The organism is Streptomyces sp. NBC_01012 (assembly GCF_045162755.1).
Taxonomy (GTDB): domain Bacteria; phylum Actinomycetota; class Actinomycetes; order Streptomycetales; family Streptomycetaceae; genus Streptomyces.
Genome location: NZ_CP108688.1, coordinates 6,660,653 through 6,686,742, shown reverse-complemented (window position 1 = coordinate 6,686,742; position 26,090 = coordinate 6,660,653). Strand labels below are relative to the sequence as shown.

Sequence of the window (26,090 nt, the reverse complement as noted above, 5' to 3'; positions counted from 1 at the left end):
TCACCCCACTGACAGGACCGCCCGGCATCAGCTGGTCCAGAAGTCCCACCAGCGGGTCAGGATCAGCATTCCGATGACCCCGATCCAGAGGACCGGCGGCACCCAGTGGAATTCGGTGAGGGTGTTCCGCAGCCAGGCGGGGGCGGGCAGGATGCCGTGCTTGATGTTGTGCGTGGTGACGTAGCAGAACATGAAGATCGTGGCGACCCAGGCCAGGCAGCACCACAGGCAGAGCGAGTTGATGTTGTAGAGCGACTGGTACTGCAGCCAGGTGCAGAATCCGACGCCGAACAGCGTGCCCGCGTTGAGGCCGAGCCAGTACCAGGCGCGGAAGCGGGCGCCGGCGAGGAGCGCCATGCCGATGCCGATGACCACCGAGTAGGTGGCGATGCCGAGCATCGGGTTGGGGAAGCCGAAGGCGGACGCCTGCTCGCTCTTCATGATGTTGCCGCACGCGACCACCGGGTTCAGGCTGCATCCCGGGACGAAGCTCGGGTCCTCCAGCAGCTTGAACTTGTCGATGGTGATCACCCAGCCGGCGAGCAGCCCGGCCGCACCGGTGATCACCAGCAGCAGCGCGAACGCGCGGCCGCTGCCGAAGGTCTTCGCCCCGTTGTCCTCGTCCTGCCGGGAGGAGGGGTGGTCTACCGCTGCCATCGTCATATCGCCGTTCCATCACTGAGTAGCCGGCCGGGCAAGGTCATTGTGCCGCACCTCCGAAGCGACCAACCGTTCGATGCGCATAAAGATGTGCCCGAACGGCGCCAGGAACGCGGCACTTCGGCCGGTCCCGGCGCTGCCGGCCGTCGGGAGCCCTCCAGGATCGGCACCGTTCGACAGGATGAACCCGGCCTCACCGAGTTGACGGTGCGGGATTCGGGCCCACGCCCCGACGCGTGTGTGCCCGCCCGGACGGACCGGGCGGGCACACATCGATCGGTGGGCGGGGACGGTCAGGCCAGCTCGTCCCTGACCGTGGTCACGAGCGCGTCGAGCGCGACCGGCTTCTGCTCTCCCGACTCCATGTCCTTGAGCTGGACGACACCCTCGGCGAGGTCACGCTCCCCCGCCACGAGCGTGAAGCGCGCGCCGGAGCGGTTGGCGCTCTTCATCGCGCCCTTGAGCCCCCGGCCGCCGAACGCGAAGTCCGTGGCGACCCCGGCCTTGCGCAGCTCCGTGACCAGGCCGAAGAGCACGCGCCGTGCCTCATCGCCGAGCGGTACCGCGTACACACTGGTGGCGGCCGGGATGTCGAGCGCGATGCCCTCCGCCTCCAGGGCGAGCACCGTGCGGTCCACGCCGAGCGCCCAGCCGACGGACGGCAGCGCGGGGCCGCCGATCATCTCCGACAGCCCGTCGTAGCGACCGCCACCGCCCACCGCCGACTGCGAGCCGAGCCCGTCGTGGACGAACTCGAAGGTGGTGCGGGTGTAGTAGTCCAGGCCCCGGACCAGCTTCTCGTCGTCCTCGTAGACCACGCCCGCCGCGGTCAGCAGCGCACGGACCTCCTCGTGGTACGCCTTGCAGGCGTCGCAGAGGTAGTCGCGCAGCATCGGGGCGCCGGTCAGCTGCTTCTGGACCTCGGCCCGCTTGTCGTCGAGCACCCGCAGCGGGTTGATCTCGATGCGGCGGCGGGTGTCCTCGTCGAGGTCGAGGTCGCGCAGGAAGCCCTGGAGCGCCTCGCGGTAGACGGGGCGGCACTCCTTGTCACCCAGCGAGTTGAGCAGGATCCGGAACTCGCGGAGCCCCAGGGCGCGGTACGCCTGGTCGGCGAGGATGATCAACTCGGCGTCGAGCGCCGGGTCCTCGGCGCCGATAGCCTCGGCGCCGACCTGCGAGAAGTGGCGGTAACGGCCCTTCTGCGGGCGCTCGTAGCGGTAGTACGAGCCGGAGTACCAGAGCTTGACCGGGAGGTTGCCCGCCTTGTGGAGGTTGGCCTCCAGCGCCGCGCGCAGCACGGACGCGGTGCCCTCGGGGCGCAGTGCCAGCTTGTCGCCGCCCTTGGTCTCGAAGGCGTACATCTCCTTGGACACGATGTCGGTGGACTCGCCGACGCCCCGTGCGAACAGGGCCACGTCCTCGAAGCCGGGTGTCTCGATGTAGCCGTAGCCGGAGTTGCGCAGGGGCGCGGAGATGGCCTCGCGCACCGCGAGGTACGTCGCGGAGTCCGGGGGGATCAGGTCGTACGTGCCCTTGGGGGCCTGGAAGGTGCTCACAGCTTCTGTTCTCTCGTCACATTCCTCGGCGGGGCGCGGCCTGACCGTTCAGATACGGGTTGGCGGCGCGCTCGCGGCCGATGGTCGTCTGGGGGCCGTGGCCGGACAGCACCACGGTCGAGTCGTCGAGCGGCAGGCACACGCGGGCCAGCGACTCGAGCAGCTCGGCGTGGTCGCCGCCGGGCAGGTCGGTGCGTCCGACGGAGCCGGCGAAGAGCAGATCGCCCGAGAAGAGGACCTGCGGGACATCCGCGACCTCGGGCATTCTGAACGTCACCGACCCCTTCGTATGGCCGGGCGCGTGCGCGACGCCGAACTCCAGACCCGCCAGCTCCAGCCGGGCGCCGTCGGTCAGCTCCTTGACGTCGTCCGGCTCCCCCACGGCGAGCTCGCCCATCAGCGGCATCCCGATGGAGCGGCCGAGTGCCTTCTCGGGGTCGCTCATCATGAAGCGGTCGTCGGGGTGGATCCAGGCGGGGACGTCATGGGCGCCGCATACGGGGACGACCGAGGCGACGTGGTCGATGTGGCCGTGGGTGAGGATGACGGCGACGGGCTTGAGCCGATGCTTCTTCAGCGCGTCCTCGACGCCCTGGGCGGCCTGGTGGCCCGGGTCGATGATCACGCACTCCTCGCCTGCGGCGGGGGCGACCAGGTAGCAATTGGTCCCCCAGGCCCCGGCGGGGAACCCGGCAATGAGCACGTTCGTCCTTAGGTGTTCGTCCGACGAGGAGGGCCACGGAGAAGAACGTGGCCGTTCAGAGACTACCGGCGCTCCTCATTCCACAGCTAACCCATATACCGTACGGGCAAATCCAGGACCGATCAGACGACGTACAAGGAGACCATCCGGTGGTCAGCAGCGATCAGCGGCGGCGGCAGCTCGCCCGGGAGAAGTTCGAGCGGCAGCAGCAGCGCCGGGAGGAGGCGCGCCGGAGGACCAGGCGTCTCACGGTGATCATCGCTTCGTCGGTGGCCGTGGTGGCGGTCATCGGAGTGGGCGCCTATGTCTCGCTCGACGGCGACGACTCGAAGGACACGACGGAGGCGGCCGCGAGCGCCGACCCGTCGGCATCGCCCACGGAGAGCGAGAGCAGCACTCCTGAGCCCGCGATGAAGATCGACAAAAAGGCGAAGTACACGATGTCGCTCGAGACGAGCCAGGGCGACATCGGGATCGCGATGGACGCGGCGAAGACCCCGCACACCACGAATTCGTTCAAGTCCCTGGCGGACGACAAGTACTTCGACGGCACGAAGTGTCACCGTCTGACCACGGAGGGCATCTTCGTCCTGCAGTGCGGTGACCCGAAGGGTGACGGGTCGGGCGGCCCCGGCTACAACATCCCGGACGAGAATCTGACCGCGCTGGGCAAGGCGGGCGCCGACGGCGCGGTGACGTATCCGGCGGGCACCGTGGCGATGGCGAACACCGGTCAGCCGGGCACCGGCGGCAGCCAGTTCTTCCTGGTCTACAAGGACACCAAGCTGCCGCCCAACTACACGCCGTTCGGCACCATGGACGACGCGGGCCTGAAGGCCGTCAAGAAGGTCGCGAAGGCGGGTGTCGCCGAGGGCGCCGGCGACGGCGCTCCGAAGAAGACCGTCACGGTCGAGAAGGTGACGGTCGACAAGGCCTGACCGCGTAGGCTGCCGCCCCGCACGACGCCCGATGGGCCCACCGGAGAATTTCAGCCGCGCTGGGTGCGGACAGCCGGGTGGCCGGTCGCCTAGATTGGCGTTGTGCAGGGCGGGCGCTGCCCGCCCCAGGAAACTGTGGACGATGCACGGGGGGCGAACCCCCTCGATGCATCAGGTGGAGGAGGCGCTGTGAGCAGCGACCCGTGGGGCCGTGTCGACGAGACGGGCACCGTGTACGTGCGTACAGCCGAGGGCGAGCAGGTCGTCGGATCGTGGCAGGCCGGTTCCCCCGAGGAGGCTCTGGCCTATTTCGAGCGCAAGTACGAGGGCCTGGTGGTCGAGATCGGCCTCCTGGAGCGGCGGGTGAAGACCACCGACCTGTCGGCGAAGGACGCCACGGCGGCGATCGAGCACCTGCGTCAGCAGGTCGACGAGCACCACGCCGTCGGCGATCTCGCCGCGCTCGGAAAGCGGCTGGACGGGCTCGTCGCGACGGTCGATTCACGTCGCGAGGAGCGCAAGGCCCAGAAGGCGAAGCAGACCGACGAGGCCCGTCAGGCCAAGGAGGCGCTCGTCGTCGAGGCCGAGGAGCTGGCGCAGAGCGAGCAGTGGCGGTCGGCGGGTGAGCGCCTGCGTGCGCTCGTCGACATCTGGAAGGGGCTGCCTCGTCTGGACCGCAAGTCCGACGACGAGCTGTGGCACCGCTTCTCGCATGCCCGTTCCGCCTTCTCCAAGCGCCGTAAGGCCCACTTCGCCGCGCTCGACGCCCAGCGCGAGGAGGCCCGCAAGGTCAAGGAGAGGCTCGTCACCGAGGCCGAGTCGCTGTCCGGCTCGACCGACTGGGGTGCGACGGCCGCGCGTTACCGCGACCTGATGACCGAGTGGAAGGCGGCGGGCCGCGCCCAGCGTGAGGCCGAGGACGAGCTGTGGAACCGCTTCCGCGGGGCCCAGGACGTGTTCTTCGCTGCGCGCAGCGGTGTCTTCGCCGAGCGGGACGCGGAGCAGGGCGAGAACCTCAAGCTCAAGGAGGAACTCGCCGCCGAGGCCGAGAAGTTGGTCCCGGTGAAGAACCTCAAGGCCGCCAGGGCCGGGTTCCGGTCGATCAACGAGCGCTGGGAGGCCGTCGGCCATGTCCCGCGTGACGCCCGCCCGAAGGTCGAGGGCCGGGTGCAGGCGGTGGAGCGGGCGCTCCAGGAGGCCGAGGAGTCCGAGTGGCGCCGGACGAACCCGGAGGCGCGGGCACGCGCGGAGGGTCTGACCGGTCAGCTCCAGGCGGCCGTCGACAAGCTGCGTACGCAGATCGACACGGCCCGCGCCTCGGGCAACAACGCCAGGGCGGACAAGCTCGCGCGTGAGCTGGAGGGCCGGCAGGCTCTGCTGGACCAGGCGCTCAAAGGCCTGGAGGAGTTCGGCGGCTGAACCGGGCGTTTCCGGTCCGCTTCCGGTCCACTTCCGGTCCACGCAGGGGGCTTTCGTACGCGGCGCGTACGGAGGCCCCCTTCCGCGTGCCGGGCGGCAGTGAAGAACCTGTGACGACTGCCGGAACCGGGCAATGAACCGGGACGGCGTGCCGGGGGATGATCACGGCATCGGCGGGCATCGTGCCGCCGCCGGCTCTCCACCCGATCACCATCTTCGTGAGGCAGGTCCACAGATGAGACTGACCCGTGCCGCTCTGACCGTCGCGGCCACCGCACTTGCTCCGGCTCTCCTGCTCACGGGTCCGGCCTTCGCTGCCGGGGCCCCGGGCGCGTCGGGCGCTGTGTCGGCGGCATCCGCGAGCGACGGCAGCGACGCCCCGGGCGACATGTCCGACGACGACGTCCGGGTCGCCCTGGCCCGCCTCCTCGCCGACCCGGCCTCGGGCAGGCGCGTCATCGCCGAGGTCAACGCACTCCTCGACAACAACTCACCCGCCGAGATGCGGCAGTGGCTGGAGACCGGCTACCCACTCGCCCAGGCCGAGGACGACCACGTCGCGCTCTTCCGCATCCTCGGCGACCCGGCCTCCGGCAAGCGCGTCACCGCCGAGATCAACGCACTCCTCGACAACAACTCACCCGCCGAGATCCGGGAGTGGCTGGAGACCGGCTACCCACTCGCCCAGGCCGAGGACGACCACGTCGCGCTCTTCCGCATCCTCGGCGACCCGGCCTCCGGCAAGCGCGTCACCGCCGAGATCAACGCACTCCTCGACAACAACTCACCCGCCGAGATCCGGGAGTGGCTGGAGACCGGCTACCGCCTGGCCCAGGCCGAGGACGACCGGGTCGCGCTCTTCCGCATCCTCGCCCGCCCCGGCATCAGCGACGCGCTGCGCGCCGCGGTCGAGGAGGCCATCGAGGGCACACCGGAGGAGATGCGGTACTTCCTGGAGTACGGGCAGTACGAGGTCGACGCGTAACACGGGCCGACCGTCGGCGACCTGGAGGGCCGGAGCCCGGGTCGCCGACGGGGAGGGCCTGCGCTACGGCCGACGGGCCGAGGTGACGCGGTAGACGTCGTAGACGCCCTCCACGCCGCGTACGGCCTTCAGGACGTGTCCCAGGTGCTTGGGGTCGCCCATCTCGAAGGTGAAGCGCGAGGTGGCCACCCGGTCCCGCGACGTCTGCACGGCCGCCGACAGGATGTTGACGTGCTGGTCGGACAGGACGCGGGTGACGTCCGACAGCAGCCGCGAGCGGTCCAGCGCCTCGACCTGGATGGCGACGAGGAAGACCGAGGACTGGGTGGGTGCCCACTCGACGTCGAGGATCCGCTCCGGCTGCTGCGAGAGCGAGTCGACGTTGACGCAGTCCGCGCGGTGCACGGAGACACCGCTGCCCCGGGTGACGAAGCCGATGATCGGGTCGCCCGGCACAGGCGTACAACAGCGGGCGAGCTTGACCCAGACGTCCTCGACTCCCTTGACGACCACGCCGGGGTCCGCCTTGGACCGGCGCTTGTTGCGGCCGTGCGAGGGCGGTGAGCTCTCCGCCAGGTCCTCGTTGGCGGCGTCCTCGCCGCCGAGCGCCTGGACGAGCTTCTGGACGACGCCCGCCGCGGCGACATGGCCCTCGCCGATCGCCGCGTACAGCGACGAGATGTCCGGGTAGCGCATCTCGTGCGCGAGCGTGACCAGCGAGTCGCCGGTCAGGATCCGCTGGATCGGCAGGTTCTGCTTGCGCATGGCGCGGGCGATGGCGTCCTTGCCCTGCTCGATCGCCTCGTCGCGCCGCTCCTTGGAGAACCAGGCGCGGATCTTGTTGCGCGCCCGGGGCGACTTGACGAACTGGAGCCAGTCACGGGACGGCCCTGCCCCGGCCGCCTTGGAGGTGAAGACCTCCACCAGGTCGCCGTTGTCGAGGGTCGACTCCAGTGGCACGAGCCGTCCGTTGACCCGTGCTCCTATGGTCCGGTGGCCGACCTCCGTGTGGACGGCGTAGGCGAAGTCGACCGGCGTGGCGCCGGCGGGCAGCGCTATCACGTCGCCCTTCGGCGTGAAGACGAAGACCTCGTTGCGCGAGAGGTCGAAGCGCAGGGACTCGAGGAACTCGCTGGGGTCCTCGGTCTCCTTCTGCCAGTCCAGGAGCTGGCGCAGCCACGCCATGTCGTTGACGGTGTCCTGGCCCCGGCCGCCGCCGGTGTTCTTCGGGACGTCCGTGCGGACCTTGGAGGCGCCGGCGACGGCCTCCTGCTTGTACTTCCAGTGCGCGGCGATGCCGTACTCGGCGCGGCGGTGCATGTCGAACGTACGGATCTGGAGCTCGACGGGCTTGCCGCTGGGACCGATCACCGTGGTGTGCAGCGACTGGTACATGTTGAACTTGGGCATCGCGATGTAGTCCTTGAACCGCCCGGGCACCGGGTTCCACCGGGCGTGGACGGTGCCGAGCGCCGCGTAGCAGTCGCGGACCGTGTCGACGAGGACGCGGATTCCCACCAGGTCGTAGATCTCGGCGAAGTCGCGGCCTCGCACGATCATCTTCTGGTAGACGCTGTAGTAGTGCTTGGGCCTGCCGGTGACGGTGGCCTTGATGCGGGCGGCGCGCAGGTCGGACTGCACCTCGTCGGTCACTATGGCGAGGTACTCGTCACGCTTGGGAGCGCGCTCGGCGACGAGGCGGACGATCTCGTCGTACATCTTGGGGTAGAGGATCGCGAAGGCGAGGTCCTCCAGCTCCCACTTGATGGTGTTCATGCCCAGGCGGTGGGCCAGCGGGGCGTAGATCTCCAGCGTCTCGCGGGCCTTCTTCTCCTGCTTCTCCCGCTTGAGGTAGCGCATGGTGCGCATGTTGTGCAGCCGGTCGGCGAGCTTGATGACCAGGACCCGGGGGTCCTTCGCCATGGCGACGACCATCTTGCGTACGGTCTCCGCCTGGGCGGCCTCACCGAACTTGACCTTGTCCAGCTTGGTGACGCCGTCGACGAGCAGCGCCACCTGGTCGCCGAAGTCCTTGCGCAGGGTGTCCAGGCCGTACTCGGTGTCCTCGACGGTGTCGTGCAGCAGCCCGGCCATCAGGGTCGCCGGGTCCATGCCGAGCTCGGCGAGGATCGTGGTGACGGCGAGCGGGTGGGTGATGTAGGGGTCGCCGCTCTTGCGCTTCTGGCCGCGGTGCCAGCGCTCGGCGACCTGGTAGGCCTTCTCGATCTGGCGCAGCGTGGCGGACTCGATCTTGGGGTCGTTGCCGCGGACCGTACGCAGGAGGGGTTCGAGGACCGGGTTGTACGGACTGGAGCGCTGTACGCCCAGTCGGGCGAGGCGGGCCCTGACCCGGTTGGAGGAGCCGCCCGAGCGCACGGCGGGGGCCGGCGGAGTGGCGGCCGGCCTGACCGGCGGCTTCGCGGCGGACACCGGCGTGGGGGGCTTGGCGACGGGAGCCGACTGCCCGGTGGCCGGAGGCTTCGTGGCAGGCGTCGGCTGCCCGGTGGCCGGGGCGGGGGCCGGGGACTTCTGCGCCTGCCCCGCCGAGCCGGATTCGGCGGGCTTCGCCGGGGGCGCGGACTTCGTCCCGGACGTGGGTGCGGCCTTCGTCCCGGGGGGCGGGGCCGGCTTCGCGCCGGGTGGCGGCGTCGGCCTGGCCGGCGCGGCGGGCTCCCGGTCGGCCGGTGCCTCGGCGGGGCCCTGCGTGTGTCCGCCCCCGGGTCCTGGCGTGCCCGCTCCGTCGGGCTGCGCCTTCCCGGGCGTGGCTGAGGCCGCCGCGGGCCTTTCGGGCTGCGGGGCGGCGACTGGCTGGACCTCGTCTGGCAAGAGCGCTCCTCGTGCGGATCCGGGCTACCGGAAAACCCATGGTATCGACCTCGGGACAGGTCCTCGCCCGGGGACTGCGGAACCCCTCACAACGCGGACGGGTACCCGGATGTTCCCGGATACCCGTCCTGTACGTCCCTACGCGCGCCGCTTCGGCGCCGTGCAGGTCAGAACATGATCAGAGCGTGATCAGAGCGTCCAGCGGGGCGGCCCCGAGCCCCGCTCCGAGCCGGGCACGGCCCGCGAGGAAGCCGAGCTCCATGAGGACCGACACCCCCGCGACCTGGGCACCGGCCCGCCGGATGAGCTCCAGCGAGGCCCCGGCGGTGCCGCCGGTCGCCAGGACGTCGTCGATGACCATGACCCGGTCGTCGGCCGACAGGTCCTCGGCGTGGATCTCGATCTCCGCCCGGCCGTACTCCAGCTCGTAGGACTGCCCCAGCGTGGCACCGGGCAGCTTCCCGGCCTTGCGGACGGGGACGAAGCCGAGCCCGGCCCGGACCGCGACCGGTGCGGCCAGGATGAAGCCACGCGCCTCCAGGCCGACGATCTTGGTGGCACCGTGCCGTACGCACAGCTCCGCGAAGAAGTCGGTGAGCGCCGCGAAGGCGACCGGGTCCGCGAGCAGCGGGGTGATGTCCTTGAACAGCACTCCGGGCTTCGGATAGTCCGGTACGTCACGGATCCTGCTGAGCAGGAGCTCCCTGGTGGCGTCGGTGACGCTCGTGCTCGTCATCGGCGGTTCCTCGGGGTGCGGCCGTGGCCTCCGGGCTGCCGGCGCTGGCCGACGACGGCCCCCGCGGTCTCGGCGGCCGCGGTGTCCTCGCCGGAATCACCGGACTCACCCGACTCGCCTGCCCGGTCGTCGCGCCCGTCCTCGACGGACTCGCCCTTGGCCGCCGCGGCGGCACGCTTGGAGAGGATCCGCTTCTTCAGGGCCTTGATCTGCGGGTCGCGTTCCTTGAGGTCGGCGACCAGCGGGGTGGCGATGAAGATCGAGGAGTACGCACCGGCGGCGAGGCCGACGAACAGCGACAGCGAGATGTCGTTCAGCATGCCGGCGCCGAGGACGCCGCCACCGATGAACAGCAGACCGGCGACCGGCAGCAGGGCGACGACGGTGGTGTTGATGGAACGCACCAGCGTGCCGTTGATGGACTGGTTGGCGATCTCGCTGTAGGTCCAGCGGGTCTGCTTGGTGATCCCCTTCGTGCCCTCCTTGAGGCTGTCGAAGACGACGACCGTGTCGTAGAGGGAGTAACCGAGGATGGTCAGCAGACCGATCACGGTGCCCGGGGTGACCTCGAAGCCGACGAGGGCGTAGACACCGACGGTGATGGTGATGTCGTGGATCAGCGCGACGAGCGCGGCGATGGCCATGCGCCACTCGAAGGCGATGGCCAGATAGATCACCACGAGGACCATGAAGATGCCGAGGCCGGTCCAGGCCTTGTTGGCGATCTGCTTGCCCCAGCTGGGGCCGACGAGGTCCGCGTTGATCTTGGCCTCGGGAACGCCGAGGTCCTCGGAGAGCTGGGCCTTGATCGAGTCGGCCTTCTTGGTGTCGACCTCGGTGATCTGGATCCGCAGCCCGCCGTTGCCGAGCTCCTGGACGATCGCCTCGTGGCCGGAGGCGGCGACCGCGTCCTCGTGGGCCTGGCTGACGGACACCTTGGCCTTGGCATCGGTCGTGAAGACGGCACCGCCCTTGAACTCGATGCCCATGTTCAGGCCGCTGACCGCCAGGCCGACGATGGCCGTGATGGTGATCAGGATCGAGATGCCGTACCAGATCTTACGGTTGCCGATGAAGTCGTAACCGACCTCGCCACGGTAGAGCCGGGCGCCGAGATCGCCGAGTCGCGACATCTCACGCCTCCTTCGGGTGGTCGGTGCGGACGTTGGCGCGACGGGAACGACGCAGCGGCGGCTTGGCGCCGAGCCGCTTCGGGTCCAGACCGGACCACGGGTGACCGCCGCCGAAGAACTTCGTACGGGCCATCAGCGTCACCACGGGCTTGGTGAAGAGGAACACCACGACCACGTCGAGCAGGGTCGTGAGACCGAGCGTGAACGCGAAGCCCTGGACCTTGCCGACGGTGACGAGGAAGAGCACGGCGGCCGCGAGGAAGGACACGAAGTCGGACACGAGGATGGTGCGACGGGCCCTGGGCCAGGCGCGCTCGACGGCCGGACGCAGCGTGCGGCCCTCACGGATCTCGTCGCGGATGCGTTCGAAGTAGACGATGAACGAGTCCGCTGTGATACCGATCGCCACGATGGCTCCGCAGACGGCCGGGAGGTTCAGCGCGAAGCCGATGGCCGGTCCGAGCAGGGCCATGATCGTGTACGTCAGGATGCCGGAGACCAGCAGGCTGAGGAGCGCGATGAGCGCGAGCCCGCGGTAGTAGGCCACCAGGTAGATCACGACGAGGGCGAGCCCGATGGCACCGGCGATGAGACCGGCCTCCAGCTGCTCGCCGCCGAGCGCGGCGGTGACGGTGGTGACGGTGTCCTCGCTGAAGGACAGCGGGAGCGCGCCGTAGGACAGGATGTTGCCCAGGTCCTCCGCCGACTGCTGGTTGAAGCTGCCGGAGATCTCGGCGCTGCCGCTGAGCGTCTCGTTCACCTGGGGGGCGGAGACGACCTCACCGTCGAGGGAGATCGCGAACTGGTTCTGCGGGGACTGCTGCGCCGACAGCTTCTTGGTGATCGTCTGGAACTTCTTGGAGCCCTTGTCGGTGAACTCCATGGAGACGAGCCACATGCCGCGCTGCTGGTCGAACTGCGCCTTGGCGTCGTCGACGTCCGTACCGGAGACCTCGGCCGGGCCCAGGAGGTACTTGGCGTCACCCTCGGAGCTGCACGCGACCGTGGGGTCCTCGGGCTTGACGCCGTCACCGGCCTTGGCACGGGCGGAGGCGTCGGTGCAGTCCAGCTCGGTGAACTTCTTCTGGAGCGCCGCAGTGGCCGCGTCGGGCGTCTCGCTCGCCGCCGGGGTGTCGGATCCATCGCCGGTGCTCGCGGACGGGTCCGGGGTCTCGTCGTCGGCCTTGAGGGCGTCGGTGACGGCACGGCCCTGGGTGGTGGCGGTCGCCGACGGCGTCGTCTTCGAATCGGAGGCCGTTTCCGGGTCGCTCGCCTTCGCACTGGGCGTGGCGCTCGGCTTCCCGGTACCGCTCGCGGACGGGCTGGCGGACCCCTCGGGGGTCGGCTTGCCGCCGGCGACCGTGAGCACGGGCCGGAAGTAGAGCTGGGCGGTCGTGCCGACCTGCTCCCTGGCCTGCTTCGAGTTCGTCCCCTTGGGGATGTTGACGATGATGTTCGAGGGGCCCTGGGTCTGAACCTCGGCCTCGGATACGCCCAGACCATTGACACGGCGTTCGATGATGCTGACCGCGGTGTTCATGTTGGTCTCGTTGATCGCGTCAGGCTTGCCGGGCTGGCTCTTCGCCTTGAGCGTGATCGATGTGCCGCCGGCCAGGTCGATGCCGAGCCGGGGCGTGGTGTGACCGGACAGGAACATCCCGCCGGTCAGGGCGACCATGGCAATCAGGATCAGTACCAGGGCACGGCCCGGCCTGCCCTGTCCACCGGATGATCCCCGGCCTTTCTTCGGTGCTGCCACCTTTTCGTTTCTCCCTGTCCAACCGCCCCGCGCCGGGTACGCGCCCGAGCGGCCACGAAGTGTTGTGGGGACCCGCCCCCGCAGAAGACCGCACGGCCCGTGAGACGCCGGACACCCTGGGGTGTCCGGCGTCTGCGGGTCGTGGAACTACTTCGCGTCGCCCTCGCCGTCGGCCTTGGCTTCCTCGGCCTCGGAGCCCTTGGCGCCGGCGTCCTTGACCTCGGCGTCCTCGGGCTTCTTGCCCAGGTCGATCTTGGCGTCGTCGTCGGCCGCATCGGCGTCCGCGGGCGCGTCGCCGGTGAGCGAGGAGGCGTCGTCGGGCACGACGGTGCCCTCGGTGTCCAGCTCGTCGTCGCCGTGGACGATGCGGTTGTACTCCGCGTCGTCCAGGACCGCGCCGATGGCGTTCTTCGCGTAGATGGCGTGCACGCCGGGCGCGACCTCGAGGAGAACCGTGTCCTCCTGAATCTCCTTGACGGTGGCGTACATGCCCCCGATCGTCCGGACGCCGGTGCCGGGCTGCATGTCGTTGCGCATCGCCGCAGCCGCCTGCTGCTTCTTCTTGGCGGAGCGGGTCATCAGGAACATGGCCCCGATGAGCACGATGAAGGGGAGGAGGGTCACGAGACTCACGGGACGGAACTTCCTTCGCACGACCACGCTGGATTCACGCGGCCTGGTCTACGGGGGTGGGTACACCGACCGGTACGGGCGGCATCGGCGGAGTCTAAGCGAGTCCGCATCATTGGAACAACGTCCAGCATGGCACCCTGGTTCCCCTGCTGGCCAACCCGTGGTGTATCACGCCCCGAACAGGCCCTGTTGTCCCTTTGTGCCCTGCTGCGGAGGTACGAGCCCCAGGTGCGCCCATGCGGCGGGCGTGGCGACCCGGCCCCGCGGGGTCCTCGCGAGCAGTCCTTCCCGCACGAGGAAGGGCTCGGCGACCTCCTCGACGGTCTCGCGCTCCTCCCCCACGGCCACCGCGAGGGTGGAGAGCCCGACGGGGCCTCCGCCGAAGAGCTTCAGCAGGGCGCCGAGGACCGCGCGGTCCAGCCGGTCGAGGCCCCTGGCGTCGACCTCGTACACCCGGAGGGCCGCCGCTGCGATGTCGCGGTCGATCGCACCCTCGGCCTTGACCTGGGCATAGTCCCGGACACGGCGCAGCAGCCGGTTCGCGATACGGGGCGTGCCCCGGGAGCGTCCGGCGATCTCGGCGGCGCCCGCCGTGTCTATGGCGACGTCGAGCAGGCCGGCCGAGCGGTGGATGACCCGCTCCAGCTCGGTGGGGGCGTAGAACTCCATGTGGCCGGTGAAGCCGAAGCGGTCCCGCAGCGGGGGCGGCAGCAGTCCTGCCCTGGTGGTGGCGCCGACGAGGGTGAACGGAGGCAGTTCCAGCGGGATGGCCGTGGCGCCCGGGCCCTTGCCGACGATGACGTCGACCCGGAAGTCCTCCATCGCCATGTAGAGCATCTCCTCGGCGGGCCGCGACATGCGGTGGATCTCGTCGAGGAAGAGGACCTCGCCCTCCTGGAGCGAGGACAGGATCGCCGCGAGGTCGCCGGCGTGCTGGATGGCGGGGCCCGATGTGATCCGGATCGGCGCGCCCATCTCGGCCGCGATGATCATGGAGAGGGTGGTCTTGCCCAGGCCGGGAGCACCGCTGAGCAGCACGTGGTCGGCGGTGGCACCGCGGACGCGGGCGGCCCGCAGGACCAGGTCGAGCTGTTCGCGCACCGTCTCCTGGCCGACGAATTCGCGAAGGTCCTTCGGGCGCAGGGCGGCCTCGACCGCGGTGTCCTCGCCGTCAGCCCCCGCGTCCACCAAGCGGTCGTCGAGCCGCTCGCCCATGTCGGTGAGGTCGGTGAGCTCGCCGGTGTCGGGTCCGGTCTCGTCCCAGTTCATCTCGTCAGCTCTCAGCGTGCGCGGTTGAGTGTCTGCAGGGCGGCGCGCAGCAGCTGCGGCACGGGGGCCTGTCCGCCGTCGGCCACGGCCGCCTCGGCCTGCGGTGCCACCGCCGTCACGGCCTCGTCGGCCTCGCGGGTGGCGTAGCCGAGGCCGATCAGGGCGGCCGTCAGCTGGTCCCGCCAGGAACTGCTGACGGCGGCGCCGATGCCCTGCTGCCCGATGTGCGCGCCGACCGGTTCGCCGAGCCGGTCCTTGAGCTCGAGGAGGAGCTTCTGGGCGCCTTTCTTGCCGATGCCCGACACGGCGGTGAGTGCCTTCTCGTCACCGGTGGCCACGGCGATGCGCAGGGCGTCGGGGCTGTGCGTGGCGAGCATCGCCTGGGCGAGCCTGGGGCCCACCCCGCTGGCGGTCTGGAGCAGCTCGAAGACCTGCCGCGCGTCGTCGTCCGCGAAGCCGTACAGGGTGAGCGAGTCCTCCCTGACGACCAGGGACGTCGCCAGTCTGGCCTCCTTGCCGATCCGCAGCCCGGTGAGGGTGTCCGGGGTGCACTGGACGGCCATGCCGATACCGCCGACCTCGATCACGGCCGTGGCCGGGCCGAGGGCGGCCACCGGGCCTGAGACGAAGGCGATCATGCGGTACGGCCTTTCAGCGTGCGGTGGGCGGCGACGGCCCGTTGCAGTCGGTTCTGCGCGGGCGCGCGCCAGATGTGGCAGATGGCGAGGGCCAGTGCGTCGGCGGCGTCGGCGGGCTTCGGCGGTGCGTCGAGCCGCAGCAGCCGGGTCACCATCGCCCCGACCTGTGCCTTGTCGGCGCGGCCCGAGCCGGTGACGGCGGCCTTGACCTCGCTCGGGGTGTGCAGGGCTACGGGGATGCCACGGCGCGATGCGCAGAGCATGGCGACGGCGCTGGCCTGCGCCGTGCCCATCACCGTACGCACGTTGTGCTGGCTGAACACCCGCTCCACGGCGACGTATTCGGGCCGGTGTTCGTCGAGCCACCGCTCGATGCCCTGCTCGATGGCGACCAGCCGGTGGCCGAGCTCCGCGTCGGGCGGGGTCCGCACGACGCCGACGCCGACCATGGTGAGCGGCCGGCCGGCGACTCCCTCGACGACTCCGACGCCGCACCGGGTCAGCCCCGGGTCCACGCCCAACACCCGCATGAATGGGCCCCCTCCGCCGCTCGGTCAACTGTTCCTGCAGGCTATCGGCTTCCACTGACAATGCGACGGGCCGACGGGGTGTGTCCCGTCGGCCCGTTCCCGGTCGCTGCGCCTCAGGCGTCGACTTTCTCCATGACCTCGTCGGAGACGTCGAAGTTGGCGAAGACGTTCTGCACGTCGTCGCTGTCCTCCAGCGCGTCGATGAGCTTGAAGATCTTGCGGGCGCCTTCTTCCTCGAGCTCGACCTGCATCGTCGGGACGAAGTTGGCCTCGGCCGAGTCGTAGTCGATGCCGGCCTCCTGCAGCGCGGTGCGGACCGCGACCATGTCAGTGGCCTCGCTGAGCACCTCGTAGGTGTCACCGAGGTCGTTGACCTCCTCGGCGCCCGCGTCGAGCACGGCGCCGAGCACGTCGTCCTCGCCCAGCTCGCCCTTGGGGACGATCACGACACCCTTGCGGTTGAAGAGGTACGAGACGGAGCCCGGGTCGGCCATGGAACCGCCGTTGCGGGTCATGGCGACGCGGACGTCGGACGCGGCACGGTTGCGGTTGTCGGTGAGGCACTCGATGAGCACCGCGACGCCGTTCGGTCCGTAACCCTCGTACATGATCGTCTCGTAGTCGGCGCCACCGGCCTCGAGACCGGCGCCGCGCTTGACCGCGGAGTCGATGTTCTTGTTGGGGACCGAGCTCTTCTTCGCCTTCTGGATGGCGTCGAAGAGGGTCGGGTTACCGGACACGTCGGCACCGCCCGTACGGGCCGCGACCTCGATGTTCTTGATCATCTTCGCGAAGAGCTTGCCGCGTTTGGCGTCGATCACGGCCTTCTTGTGCTTCGTCGTAGCCCATTTAGAGTGGCCGGACATCTGCCTTCTCCTTCGCGTCACCAAAATCGATCCGAACCCGAGAGATCCTACCGGGATCGCATCAGGCCACGGCGCGCACCATATCGGTGAAGAGTGCGTGCACCCGGTGGTCCCCGGTCAGTTCCGGGTGGAAGGACGTCGCCAGGGCGTTTCCCTGGCGTACGCCCACGATATGCCCGCCGTGCGTCGCGACGACCTCCACGCGGGCGCCGACCGACTCCACCCAGGGGGCCCTGATGAAGACCCCTTCGACGGGTCCGCCGGGCACACCGTCGACGTCCACGGCCGCCTCGAAGGACTCGTTCTGCCGTCCGAAGGCGTTACGGCGCACGATCATGTCGATGCCGCCGACCGTCTCCTGGCCGGACCGGGGATCGAGGATCTTGTCGGCGAGCAGGATCATCCCGGCGCAGGTGCCGTAGACCGGCATCCCGGCGGCGACCCGCTCGCGCAGGGGCTCCAGCATGCCGAAGAGCACGGCCAGCTTGGACATCGTGGTGGACTCACCACCGGGTACGACGAGCCCGTCGACCTCGGCGAGCTCATCGGGCCGCCTGACCGGCCTGGCCACGGCGTCCGCCGAGGCCAGGGCCGCCAGATGTTCCCGTACGTCGCCCTGGAGGGCCAGGACGCCGATGACAGGGGTGTCGGTCATCGGTGACTACCAGCCGCGGTTGGCGTAGCGCTCGCCCTCGGGCAGCGTGTCGCAGTTGATGCCGACCATGGCCTCGCCGAGGCTGCGGGAGGCGTCCGCGACGATCTTCGGGTCGTCGAAGAAGGTGGTGGCCTTGACGATGGCGGCCGCGCGCCTGGCCGGGTCGCCCGACTTGAAGATGCCGGAGCCCACGAAGACGCCCTCGGCGCCGAGCTGACGCATCAGCGCCGCGTCCGCGGGGGTGGCCACACCGCCGGCGGAGAAGAGCACGACGGGCAGCCGGCCGAGCTCGGAGACCTCCTTGACCAGCTCGTAGGGGGCGCGGAGGTCCTTGGCCGCGGCGTACAGCTCGTTGGTGTCGTAGCCGCGCAGCCGGGCGATCTCGTTCTTGATCTGGCGCAGGTGCCGGACGGCCTCGACGACGTTGCCGGTGCCCGCCTCGCCCTTCGAACGGATCATCGCCGCGCCCTCGGCGATCCGCCGCAGGGCCTCGCCCAGGTTGGTGGCGCCGCAGACGAAGGGGGTGGTGAACGCGAACTTGTCGCTGTGGTTGACCTCGTCGGCCGGGGTGAGGACCTCGGACTCGTCGATGTAGTCGACGCCGAGGGACTGGAGCACCTGGGCCTCGACGAAGTGGCCGATGCGGGACTTGGCCATGACGGGGACGGAGACGGCCGCGATGATCTCCTCGATCATGTCGGGGTCCGACATCCGGGCCACGCCGCCGTCCTTGCGGATGTCGGCCGGCACCCGCTCCAGGGCCATCACGGCCACGGCGCCCGCGTCCTCGGCGATCTTCGCCTGCTCGGCGTTGACGACGTCCATGATCACGCCGCCCTTGAGCTGCTCGGCCATGCCGCGCTTGACGCGGGCGGTGCCGGTGGCCGGGGTCTCGGCGGACTGCGGGGTGCTGGGAAGCGTGGACACGGATGACCTCACTGGAGTGGAACGGGAGTGGAAAGGCGTTGCACGGTGCGGATCCGAGCAGCGGTGCAGATCCGAGCAAACGCTCCTGGAGCAGTCCACAGCAAGGGCCAATGAACACCCCGTGGACCGCTCCGCACTCCTCCCGGCCGCCGTGCCGGGCCCGCTCTCAGCTGCCGGGCCGGTCCGCGAGGGCGACCGGCGGCGCGTCGTCCATCTCGAACGCCAGCGGGAACGAGGCATGCCCGGCGAGCCGGAACACCCGCACCGTGCGGTGTCTGCGCAGTGCGCGGGCGGCACGCACCGCGTCGTTGTGGAAGCGGCGTGCCATCGGTACACGGCGTACGGCGGCGGCCAGTTCCTTCGCCGTGTCCTCACCGCCCGGGAACTCCTTCACGGCCTCGACCTGTGCTGTCTCGCCGAACACCGCCCGCAGGGCGGAGCTCAGCTCGCTCTCGGCGACCTCGCGCTGCTCCTCCTCCGCCTGCCGCGCCGCGTGCGCGGACTCGTAGAGCACCATCGACGCGGCGGGATCCAGGACCCCGGACGTGGCGAGTTCCTGGGTGACCGAGGCGCGGCGCAGGAGTTGGGCGTCGAGCGCCGCCCTGGCCGCGTCGATACGGGCGTGGAGGCGGTCGAGCCGCCCGGCGGTCCAGCTGAGATACAGGCCGATCGCGAAGAGCGCGACGACGGTCCATACGAGGATTTCGATCACGGGCGGCAAGGCTACCGTCGTGGAGGCACCGGCCGCGCTCAGTCCCTCGCGAGACCGAAGCGCGCGCGCAGCCCCGTGCGTTCGTCGGTGTCCACGGCGGCCGCCCCGTCGGTCACCGTCTCGTACACCGCCAGGATGTCGGCGCCGACCGTCGCCCAGTCGAAGCGGCGCACATGCGCGCTGCCACGCTCCCGCAGCCCCGCGCGCCGCTCCGGGTCGCCCAGCAGCCGGATCGCGGCCGTGGCCAGCGCGTCCGCGTCCTCATTGGCGAACAGATCGCCCGCGGTGCCCTGGTCGAGCACCTGCGCGAACGCGTCCAGGTCACTGGCGAGCACGGGCGCACCGGCCGACAGCGCCTCGACCAGGATGATGCCGAAGCTCTCGCCTCCGGTGTTCGGCGCGACGTACACATCGACGCTGCGCAGCAGGCGTGCCTTGTCCTCGTCGCTCACCATGCCGAGGAACTCGACGCGTGAGCGCATCTCTTCGGGCAGCGAGGCGACGGCCTCCTCCTCGTCACCGCGCCCCGCGACCAGGAGCCGGGTCTCCGGACGGGCGGCGAGGATCGCGGGGAGTGCCTTCATCAGGACGGGCAGCCCCTTGCGCGGCTCGTCGATGCGCCCGATGAAGCCGAGCGTCCCGCCCTGCCACTCGGCCTTCGGCTCGGCGCGGGCGAAGAAGTCCACATCGACGCCGTTGGGGATGACCACGGCGTCCCCGCCGAGATGCTCGACCAGGGTGCGCCGGGCGTACTCGCTCACCGCGATGCGTGCGCTGATCTTCTCCAGCGCCGGCTGGAGGATCGGATATGCCGCGATCATGGCCCTGGAGCGCGGGTTGGAGGTGTGGAAGGTCGCCACGATCGGCCCCTGCGCCGCCCAGCAGGTGAGCAGGCCCAGTGAGGGCGAGGTGGGCTCGTGGATGTGGATGACGTCGAAGGTGCCGTCGTTCAGCCAGCGCCTGACGCGCGCCGCGGACAGGAACCCGAAGTTCAGCCGGGCGACCGAGCCGTTGTAGCGGACGGGCACGGCACGGCCCGCGGAGACGACGTACGGCGGAAGGGGCGTCTCGTCGTCGGCGGGCGCGAGCACCGAGACGTCGTGGCCGACGCGGATCAGGTGCTCGGCCAGGTCACGGATGTGGAACTGCACCCCGCCCGGAACGTCCCAGGAGTACGGGCAGACGATGCCGATCTTCACGGAGCTTCCCCCTGGGGGTCCAGATCGGAGAGCCAGAGCCGCTGCAGCATGTGCCAGTCCTCGGGGTGTTCGCCGATCCCGGAGGCGAAGGCATCTGCCAGCGCCTGTGTCATGGAGGACGTCTTCTCCGCACGGGTACCTGACTCGGGTACGTCGACGGGGGGATGGACCCGGGCGCCCATCACGGGCGTGCCGTCGTACCAGAGGGTGACGGGCAGCAGCAGGGCGCCCGTCTGCTGGGCCAGCAGCGCGGGTCCTGCGGGCATGCGCGCGGTGTCGCCGAAGAAGCTCACCTCGACACCGGAGGCCCACAGATCGCGGTCGGCGACGAGGCAGACGAGACCGCCCGCGCGCAGCCGTCTGGCCAGGGTCCCGAACGCGGCGCCTCCGCTGTGCGGCAGGACCTCCATGCCCAGGCTCTCGCGGTAGGCCACGAACCGGTCGTAGAGCGTCTCGGGCTTGAGCCGCTCGGCGACGGTCGTGAACGGCACCTTCAGGTCGGTGGTCACCCATGCGCCCGCCAGGTCCCAGTTCCCCAGGTGCGGCAGTGCGAGGACGACTCCACGGCCGGTGTCCAGCGCCTCGGTGAGCCGGTGGGAGTCCTGCACGTCGATGGAGGCCCTGATCCGCTCCGGGGTCCAGGTCGGCAGCCGGAAGGACTCCATCCAGTAGCGCATGTACGAGCGCATACCGGCCTTCGACAGCTCGGCGAGCCGGGCGGCGTCCGCCTCGGGCACCACCCGGGCGAGGTTGGACTCGAGCCGCAGCACGGACTTCCCGCGCCGCTTCCACACCTGGTCGGCCAGGGTGCGGAAGAGCGCGGCCGCGGCCGGCTCGGGGAGCTTCTTGACCGCGCCCCAGCCGAGACCGTAGAGCCCGTCGGTCAGCCGGTCCTTGAGGCCGGACCCGGTGCCGCTCACTGCGCGGCCTCGCTCCCCTGTTCCGCCGTGCCGCCCTGGGCTGCCGCGGCGGCGTCGGCCTCGGCCGACTCCCTGCGCACGGTCACCACCCGCTGGACCAGCGTCACCAGGCTGCCCGCGGCGACGACCCACAGCGCGATCGGGAGCAGGATCTGGATGCCGGGCACCCCGAAGCCGTGCAGTCCCGCGAGGCCGGCGGCCACCAGCGAGATCACGAGCCGCTCGGCCCGCTCCACCAGTCCGTTGACCGCGACCGGCAGGCCGATCGACTCGCCCCGCGCCTTCGTGTACGAGACCACCTGACCGCTGGCCAGGCAGAAGATGGCGACGGCGCACATCATGTCGTTGTCACCGCTGCCCGCGTACCAGAGGGCGAACCCGGCGAAGACCGCGCCGTCCGCCACCCGGTCCAGCGTCGAGTCCAGGAACGCGCCCCACCGGCTGGAGATCCCGGCCTGCCGGGCCATGTTGCCGTCGACCAGGTCCGAGAAGACGAAGATCGTGATCACGATCGTGCCCCAGAAGAACTCCCCCATCGGGAAGAAGACCAGCGCACCTGCCATCACTCCGGCCGTGCCGATCAGGGTGACCGCGTCGGGGCTGACCCCGAGGCGGAGCAGCAGAGCGGCGAACGGTGTGAGGACACGCGTAAAAAATGCACGCGCGTACTTGTTCAGCATGGCCTTCCCGAGGTTCGGTGTCCGCCGGGGCCCTTTCGGCCATCGGCTGGCCCATCGTAGTCACGAGCCACGGCGCGGGGTGGCGGGGCACCCCGTCCCGCCGGATGTCCAGGAAGTCATGCCCGGCCGTGTGTGACGTATGGACGGCTTCCGGCACGGGTGAAAAGCTCGAATGACCGCGGGCGTCGCCGGAGCCGCCGCGGCTCCGCCCTGCCCGTGCATCCACTCCCCAGCTCTTGCGGCACCGCGCCAACCGATCGGGAGGCACGCATCATGGGCGACAGGACACATACGCACACCGGAGCCGCCGGCAGGGCGGCGACGGCCGACCGGCCCGCTTCCGTACGGAACGTGGTGCTGGTCGGCCACAGCGGCTCGGGCAAGACCACGCTGGTCGAGGCACTCGCGCTGACGGCCGGGGCGCTGAACCGGGCCGGCCGTGTCGAGGACGGCGCCACCGTCTCCGACCACGACGAGATCGAACAGCGCCGGCACCGCTCCGTACAGCTCTCGCTGGTCCCCGTCGAATGGGACGGCTACAAGATCAATCTGCTGGACACCCCCGGCTACGCGGACTTCGTCGGGGAGCTCAGGGCAGGTCTGCGCGCGGCGGACGCGGCCCTCTTCGTCGTCTCGGCCGCCCAGGAGGCGGACGCGGTCGCGGGCACCACCCGCGCGGTCTGGGAGGAGTGCGCGGCCGTCGGGATGCCTCGGGCGATCGTCGTCACGCACCTGGACACCGCGCGGACGTCCTTCGACGAGATGACACGGATCTGCGGCCGGATCTTCGGGCACGACGACCCCGACGCCGTCCTCCCCCTCCACCTGCCGGTGCAGGGACCCGAGAGCCCGGACGGACACGCCCCGCTCACCGGGCTCACCGGACTCCTCACCGAGCGGATCTTCGACTACTCGTCGGGGGAGAGGCAGGAGGTCCCCCCGACCGGTGACCAGCGGGAACCGCTCCAGGAGGCCCGTGGCCGGCTCATCGAGGGGATCATCGCCGAGAGCGAGGACGAGACCCTGATGGACCGCTACCTCTCGGGCGGTGAGGTCGGCGTCACGACCTTGATCGACGACCTGGAACGCGCCGTCGCACGAGGGGCCTTCCATCCCGTCCTCACCGCCGCGCCCGCGGCCGAAGGCGCCCGCCAGGGCATCGGCACCATGGAGCTCCTCGATCTGATCACCCGCGGATTCCCCTCCCCGGGGGAGCGCGCGCTGCCCGCCGTCACCACCCCGGACGGCGCCCCGCGCCCCGCTCCCGTCTGCGATCCGGCGGCGCCCCTGGTCGCCGAGGTCGTGAAGACCTCGTCCGACCCGTACGTGGGACGGGTCTCCCTGGTCCGCGTCTTCTCCGGCACCCTGCGCCCCGACGACACCGTGCACGTCTGCGGCCACGGACTCACCGAGCCCGGCGGGGTGGCCCGCCCCTGCCACGAGGCGAACGTACGGGTCGGCCCCCTCTCCGCGCCCTTCGGCAAACAGCAGCGCCCGCTGGACAGCTGCATCGCCGGGGACCTGGCCTGTGTGTCCAAGCTGGGCGGCGCGGAGACCGGCGACACCCTCTCGGGCAACGGCGCCCCGCTGCTGATGGAGCCGTGGTCCCTGCCCGACCCGCTGCTCCCGCTGGCGGTGCACGCCCACAGCAAGGCCGACGAGGACAAGCTCTCGCAGGGCCTGGCACGCCTGGTCGCCGAGGATCCGACCATGCGCCTCGAACAGAACCAGGACACCCACCAGGTTGTCCTGTGGTGCATGGGCGAGGCACACACGGACGTCGCTCTGGAGCGCCTGCGCAGCAGGTACGGCGTGCAGGTCGACGCCGAACCCCATCGTGTGCCGCTGCGCGAGACCTTCGCCTCCCGGGCACTCGCTCGCGGCCGGAACGTCAAGCAGTCCGGCGGCCACGGCCAGTACGCCATCTGCGAGATCGAGGTCGAGCCGCTGCCGGCGGGGTCGGGCATCGAATTCGTCGACAAGGTGGTCGGCGGCTCGGTGCCGCGGCAGTTCGTCGCCTCCGTCGAGAAGGGGGTACGCGCCCAGGCGGCCCGCGGTGTGGCGACCGGGAACCCGCTCGTCGACATACGTGTGACCCTGCTCGACGGGAAGGCGCACTCGGTGGACTCCTCCGACGCCGCCTTCCAGACCGCGGGCGCGCTGGCGCTCCGCGAGGCCGCGGCCGACACCCGTGTCCAGCTGCTCGAACCCGTCGCGGAGGTCGGCGTCCTGATCCCGGACGACTACGTGGGTGCCGTCATGAGCGATCTCGCGGGACGGCGCGGACGGGTCGTCGGAACGGAACAGGCGACCGGGGACCGCACGTTGGTGCGGGCCGAGGTGCCGGAGATCGAGATCGGCAGGTACACCGTCGACCTCCGCTCCCTGACGCACGGCACCGGACGCTTCGACCGGGCGTACGCCCGGCACGAACCGATGCCGCCCCAACTCGCCGACCGCCTGGGCGAAACACCCGATACCGCCGCAAAGGTCGGCCAGCCGATCTGAGGTGGCGCGTTCCGCCCGCCTCCGCGTCAAGGGCGGGCGGACGCCGCGTCCGGGCGATACCCTGTGGTGTCCCAGCTCAGCAGGTGTGCGACGTACGGTAGTTGGGAACAGCCGCAGGAGCAGACCGTGCGGGGCGAGTGGGGGCGACAGTGGCCGACGACGTATTCGATTTCTCTCCCGGAGCACAGATCCCGCTGGCGGGCTCCGGAGGACAGGCGGTGGCGACCAACGCCCTCGCCTCCGCCGCATACCGTGACAGCGATGCGACGGAGATCCTCAAGGCCAACAGCGAGTGGCACAAGTCCGAGGTGAAACCGGGCCTGTCCAAGCTGTTCAAGTCCGACTACTTCAAGCCGAATCTGGGCGAGGCGTACTCCAGGGCCGTCCAGGAACGCATGCTCGGCGGCGGCCGGGGCGCGCTCATCCAGTCCTTCGGCACCGACCCGCAGACCGTCGTCGAGCACTGCCTGTCCGCGAACGGGCTGCGCAAGGCACGCGACACCCGGCTGACCCTGATCACCGCCGTCTTCGGCTTCGCCTTCCTGCCCGGCCTGATCCTCTGGGTCCTCGCCTTCCGGCTGCGCGACTTCCTCAACAAGTCCAAGGACAAGGTCTTCCAGGCGCTGGGCGGCGTCCTGCTCGTGGTGTTCGGCGTCGTCGTCGCGATCTTCCTGATCGTCATGCCGCTCACCGGCTTCCCGGCCCTCTACCTCCGCGCCGCCGCCATCGCCCCGCTGATCGGCTGGATGCTCGCCAAGCGCACCGCCGAGTCCTCGGTCAAGGACCTGCGCGCCCGCTGGGACGGGCTTCTCTCCGGCGGGGGCGTCAGCGCGAAGATCCCCGAGGCCGCGCCCAGGAACCCCAACGAGACCGCACGCGAGGCCCTGCGCCAAGGCCTGGAGAAGCTCTCCGCCGAGCAGCAGTCCAACGCCGTCTTCTACGCGGGCCCCAAGGGCATCCTCGGCATGGGCACCCGCTGGGGCAGCTGGCAGCTCGCCGAGGAGCTCGTACCCGAGGACCCGGCCAAGGAGATCCACCAGTTCCGCAGCTGGGACGTCGTACGCGCCATCCACGACCAGCTGAAGCTGCTGGAGCGCGGCCCGCTGAACACCGGCGGCTTCCCCACACCGTCCGTGAAGCACTGGATCGTCTCCCCCGTCGGCGAGAACGCGGGCTCCGTCTCACGCCCCGAGGGCGAGGACGTCGCCACCTTCCAGATCAAGCCCCACGAGATACAGCGCATCTGCAACCACCAGCAGTTCGGCAGCGGCAACCGGCACTATCTGGGCGTCCAGTTCACCCTCTGGGACGGCCAGCTGGTGATCACGATGCTGATCACGGTCACCGTGCTCCACGAGACGCTGCGCATCGAGGTCACCGGACACGCGCTCGGTCCCGTCCACTCCCTCTTCCTCAGCAAGCCGGAGGCCCCGACCAAGACCGTCAAGAAGGCGGTCAGATTCTGGGAGACCCGCACGGTCAGCCTCCCCGTCGTCAAGGCGAGCGAGGTCGTGAGGCTCGCCCTGCGTGCCCCCTTCACCTGGTATCCGCCGCTGCTCGACTACCTGGGCGGCAAGATCGTGCTGCCCGAGCCGTTCGGCCTGCGGCACGCCTGGGCGGACAAGCCGTGGGGCCACCGCTTCATGGCCGACGACGCCATGCGGACGGCGACCCCGGTCCTGCGCGTCGTGCACTCGGCGACGATGCGGGTACTCAAGGAGCACGGCGTCGACATCGAGCGCTTCGACAACCGCTCCATGATCCTCAGCGGCATGGTCCAGGACCCCGCCCCGAAGAAGGCCGACGTCTACGACGCGTGAGCCCGCCCGGGGCAAAGA

Annotated in this window: 23 protein-coding genes; 5 read left to right on the top strand and 18 right to left on the bottom strand. The window is 70.3% G+C overall.

Annotated features, from left to right (window positions below):
- Positions 1 to 27 precede the first annotated feature (27 nt).
- From OG623_RS29925 to OG623_RS29915, 3 genes are all read right to left on the bottom strand, one after another.
- The gene (locus OG623_RS29925) at positions 28 to 663 is read right to left on the bottom strand and encodes a vitamin K epoxide reductase family protein (RefSeq protein ID WP_406150686.1); all 636 of its coding nucleotides are present in this window, start codon (positions 661 to 663) and stop codon (positions 28 to 30) included.
- A 290-nt stretch (positions 664 to 953) separates the two neighbouring features.
- Entirely contained in the window at positions 954 to 2,216 is a 1,263-nt protein-coding gene (gene hisS, locus OG623_RS29920) for a histidine--tRNA ligase (RefSeq protein ID WP_406150684.1), read from the bottom strand.
- Between the two features lie 16 nt (positions 2,217 to 2,232).
- Entirely contained in the window at positions 2,233 to 2,919 is a 687-nt protein-coding gene (locus tag OG623_RS29915) for an MBL fold metallo-hydrolase (protein WP_406150683.1), read from the bottom strand.
- Between the two features lie 149 nt (positions 2,920 to 3,068).
- Here OG623_RS29915 and OG623_RS29910 point away from each other — a divergent pair, with 149 nt between their 5' ends.
- The 3 genes from OG623_RS29910 (at position 3,069) to OG623_RS29900 (ending at position 6,261) form a co-directional block, all read left to right on the top strand.
- Entirely contained in the window at positions 3,069 to 3,857 is a 789-nt protein-coding gene (locus OG623_RS29910) for a peptidylprolyl isomerase (RefSeq protein WP_406150682.1), read from the top strand.
- Between the two features lie 189 nt (positions 3,858 to 4,046).
- Positions 4,047 to 5,276 (top strand): DUF349 domain-containing protein, encoded by a 1,230-nt coding sequence (locus tag OG623_RS29905; protein ID WP_406150681.1) that lies wholly within the window; start codon positions 4,047 to 4,049, stop codon positions 5,274 to 5,276.
- Between the two features lie 235 nt (positions 5,277 to 5,511).
- A complete protein-coding gene (locus tag OG623_RS29900; protein WP_406150679.1) occupies positions 5,512 to 6,261 on the top strand; it encodes an ALF repeat-containing protein in 750 nt (249 codons plus the stop codon).
- Between the two features lie 63 nt (positions 6,262 to 6,324).
- Here OG623_RS29900 and OG623_RS29895 read toward each other — a convergent pair whose 3' ends face one another.
- The 15 genes from OG623_RS29895 to pgsA all read right to left on the bottom strand — a co-directional run bounded on the left by OG623_RS29895 (position 6,325) and on the right by pgsA (position 21,744).
- Positions 6,325 to 9,087 carry a RelA/SpoT family protein gene (locus OG623_RS29895; protein WP_406150678.1) on the bottom strand — a complete coding sequence of 921 codons (2,763 nt, stop codon included), beginning with the start codon at positions 9,085 to 9,087 and terminating at the stop codon, positions 6,325 to 6,327.
- Between the two features lie 178 nt (positions 9,088 to 9,265).
- Complete coding sequence (locus tag OG623_RS29890; protein WP_362890277.1) at positions 9,266 to 9,823, bottom strand: adenine phosphoribosyltransferase; 558 nt, start codon at positions 9,821 to 9,823, stop codon at positions 9,266 to 9,268.
- On the bottom strand, positions 9,820 to 10,956 hold the full coding sequence (gene secF, locus OG623_RS29885) for a protein translocase subunit SecF (protein ID WP_406150677.1): 1,137 nt from the start codon (positions 10,954 to 10,956) through the stop codon (positions 9,820 to 9,822). Before secF ends, OG623_RS29890 begins: the two co-directional genes overlap by 4 nt.
- A gap of 1 nt (position 10,957) precedes the next feature.
- Positions 10,958 to 12,715, bottom strand: a complete 1,758-nt coding sequence (secD, locus tag OG623_RS29880; protein WP_406150675.1) for a protein translocase subunit SecD — start codon at positions 12,713 to 12,715, stop codon at positions 10,958 to 10,960.
- 147 nt (positions 12,716 to 12,862) lie between these two features.
- Positions 12,863 to 13,348, bottom strand: coding sequence for a preprotein translocase subunit YajC (gene yajC, locus OG623_RS29875; RefSeq protein ID WP_406150673.1), 486 nt, complete (start codon positions 13,346 to 13,348; stop codon positions 12,863 to 12,865).
- Between the two features lie 168 nt (positions 13,349 to 13,516).
- Positions 13,517 to 14,617 carry a Holliday junction branch migration DNA helicase RuvB gene (ruvB, locus tag OG623_RS29870; protein ID WP_406150672.1) on the bottom strand — a complete coding sequence of 367 codons (1,101 nt, stop codon included), beginning with the start codon at positions 14,615 to 14,617 and terminating at the stop codon, positions 13,517 to 13,519.
- Between the two features lie 11 nt (positions 14,618 to 14,628).
- Positions 14,629 to 15,255 carry a Holliday junction branch migration protein RuvA gene (ruvA, locus tag OG623_RS29865; RefSeq protein ID WP_406150670.1) on the bottom strand — a complete coding sequence of 209 codons (627 nt, stop codon included), beginning with the start codon at positions 15,253 to 15,255 and terminating at the stop codon, positions 14,629 to 14,631.
- Complete coding sequence (gene ruvC, locus OG623_RS29860) at positions 15,252 to 15,785, bottom strand: crossover junction endodeoxyribonuclease RuvC (protein WP_406150669.1); 534 nt, start codon at positions 15,783 to 15,785, stop codon at positions 15,252 to 15,254. The genes ruvA and ruvC overlap by 4 nt, the downstream gene beginning before the upstream one ends.
- A 113-nt stretch (positions 15,786 to 15,898) precedes the next feature.
- Positions 15,899 to 16,651 (bottom strand): YebC/PmpR family DNA-binding transcriptional regulator, encoded by a 753-nt coding sequence (locus OG623_RS29855; protein WP_406150668.1) that lies wholly within the window; start codon positions 16,649 to 16,651, stop codon positions 15,899 to 15,901.
- 61 nt (positions 16,652 to 16,712) lie between these two features.
- Positions 16,713 to 17,306, bottom strand: a complete 594-nt coding sequence (pdxT, locus tag OG623_RS29850) for a pyridoxal 5'-phosphate synthase glutaminase subunit PdxT (RefSeq protein ID WP_406150667.1) — start codon at positions 17,304 to 17,306, stop codon at positions 16,713 to 16,715.
- A 6-nt stretch (positions 17,307 to 17,312) separates the two neighbouring features.
- Entirely contained in the window at positions 17,313 to 18,233 is a 921-nt protein-coding gene (gene pdxS / locus OG623_RS29845; protein ID WP_406150666.1) for a pyridoxal 5'-phosphate synthase lyase subunit PdxS, read from the bottom strand.
- A 166-nt stretch (positions 18,234 to 18,399) separates the two neighbouring features.
- Positions 18,400 to 18,945 carry a hypothetical protein gene (locus OG623_RS29840; RefSeq protein ID WP_406150665.1) on the bottom strand — a complete coding sequence of 182 codons (546 nt, stop codon included), beginning with the start codon at positions 18,943 to 18,945 and terminating at the stop codon, positions 18,400 to 18,402.
- A 38-nt stretch (positions 18,946 to 18,983) separates the two neighbouring features.
- Positions 18,984 to 20,144: a glycosyltransferase family 4 protein gene (locus OG623_RS29835; RefSeq protein WP_406150664.1), complete on the bottom strand. Its 1,161-nt coding sequence runs from the start codon at positions 20,142 to 20,144 to the stop codon at positions 18,984 to 18,986.
- A complete protein-coding gene (locus tag OG623_RS29830) occupies positions 20,141 to 21,064 on the bottom strand; it encodes a phosphatidylinositol mannoside acyltransferase (protein WP_406150663.1) in 924 nt (307 codons plus the stop codon). Before OG623_RS29830 ends, OG623_RS29835 begins: the two co-directional genes overlap by 4 nt.
- Entirely contained in the window at positions 21,061 to 21,744 is a 684-nt protein-coding gene (gene pgsA / locus OG623_RS29825) for a phosphatidylinositol phosphate synthase (protein ID WP_406150662.1), read from the bottom strand. The genes OG623_RS29830 and pgsA overlap by 4 nt, the downstream gene beginning before the upstream one ends.
- A 273-nt stretch (positions 21,745 to 22,017) precedes the next feature.
- On the opposite strand from pgsA, the gene OG623_RS29820 reads away from it, so the two are divergent.
- On the top strand, positions 22,018 to 24,252 hold the full coding sequence (locus tag OG623_RS29820) for an elongation factor G-like protein EF-G2 (RefSeq protein WP_406150661.1): 2,235 nt from the start codon (positions 22,018 to 22,020) through the stop codon (positions 24,250 to 24,252).
- Between the two features lie 149 nt (positions 24,253 to 24,401).
- On the top strand, positions 24,402 to 26,072 hold the full coding sequence (locus OG623_RS29815) for a hypothetical protein (protein WP_406150660.1): 1,671 nt from the start codon (positions 24,402 to 24,404) through the stop codon (positions 26,070 to 26,072).
- The last annotated feature ends 18 nt before the right edge of the window (positions 26,073 to 26,090 follow it).

What these genes read in the sequence shown, in the direction of transcription:
- OG623_RS29925 (WP_406150686.1), bottom strand. Translation starts at nt 663, where the DNA reads ATGACGATGGCAGCGGTAGACCACCCCTCCTCCCGGCAGGACGAGGAC.
- OG623_RS29900 (WP_406150679.1), top strand. Translation starts at nt 5,512, where the DNA reads ATGAGACTGACCCGTGCCGCTCTGACCGTCGCGGCCACCGCACTTGCT.
- OG623_RS29890 (WP_362890277.1), bottom strand. Translation starts at nt 9,823, where the DNA reads ATGACGAGCACGAGCGTCACCGACGCCACCAGGGAGCTCCTGCTCAGC.
- secF (WP_406150677.1), bottom strand. Translation starts at nt 10,956, where the DNA reads ATGTCGCGACTCGGCGATCTCGGCGCCCGGCTCTACCGTGGCGAGGTC.
- ruvB (WP_406150672.1), bottom strand. Translation starts at nt 14,617, where the DNA reads ATGAACTGGGACGAGACCGGACCCGACACCGGCGAGCTCACCGACCTC.
- ruvA (WP_406150670.1), bottom strand. Translation starts at nt 15,255, where the DNA reads ATGATCGCCTTCGTCTCAGGCCCGGTGGCCGCCCTCGGCCCGGCCACG.
- ruvC (WP_406150669.1), bottom strand. Translation starts at nt 15,785, where the DNA reads ATGCGGGTGTTGGGCGTGGACCCGGGGCTGACCCGGTGCGGCGTCGGA.
- OG623_RS29855 (WP_406150668.1), bottom strand. Translation starts at nt 16,651, where the DNA reads ATGTCCGGCCACTCTAAATGGGCTACGACGAAGCACAAGAAGGCCGTG.
- pdxT (WP_406150667.1), bottom strand. Translation starts at nt 17,306, where the DNA reads ATGACCGACACCCCTGTCATCGGCGTCCTGGCCCTCCAGGGCGACGTA.
- pgsA (WP_406150662.1), bottom strand. Translation starts at nt 21,744, where the DNA reads ATGCTGAACAAGTACGCGCGTGCATTTTTTACGCGTGTCCTCACACCG.
- OG623_RS29820 (WP_406150661.1), top strand. Translation starts at nt 22,018, where the DNA reads ATGGGCGACAGGACACATACGCACACCGGAGCCGCCGGCAGGGCGGCG.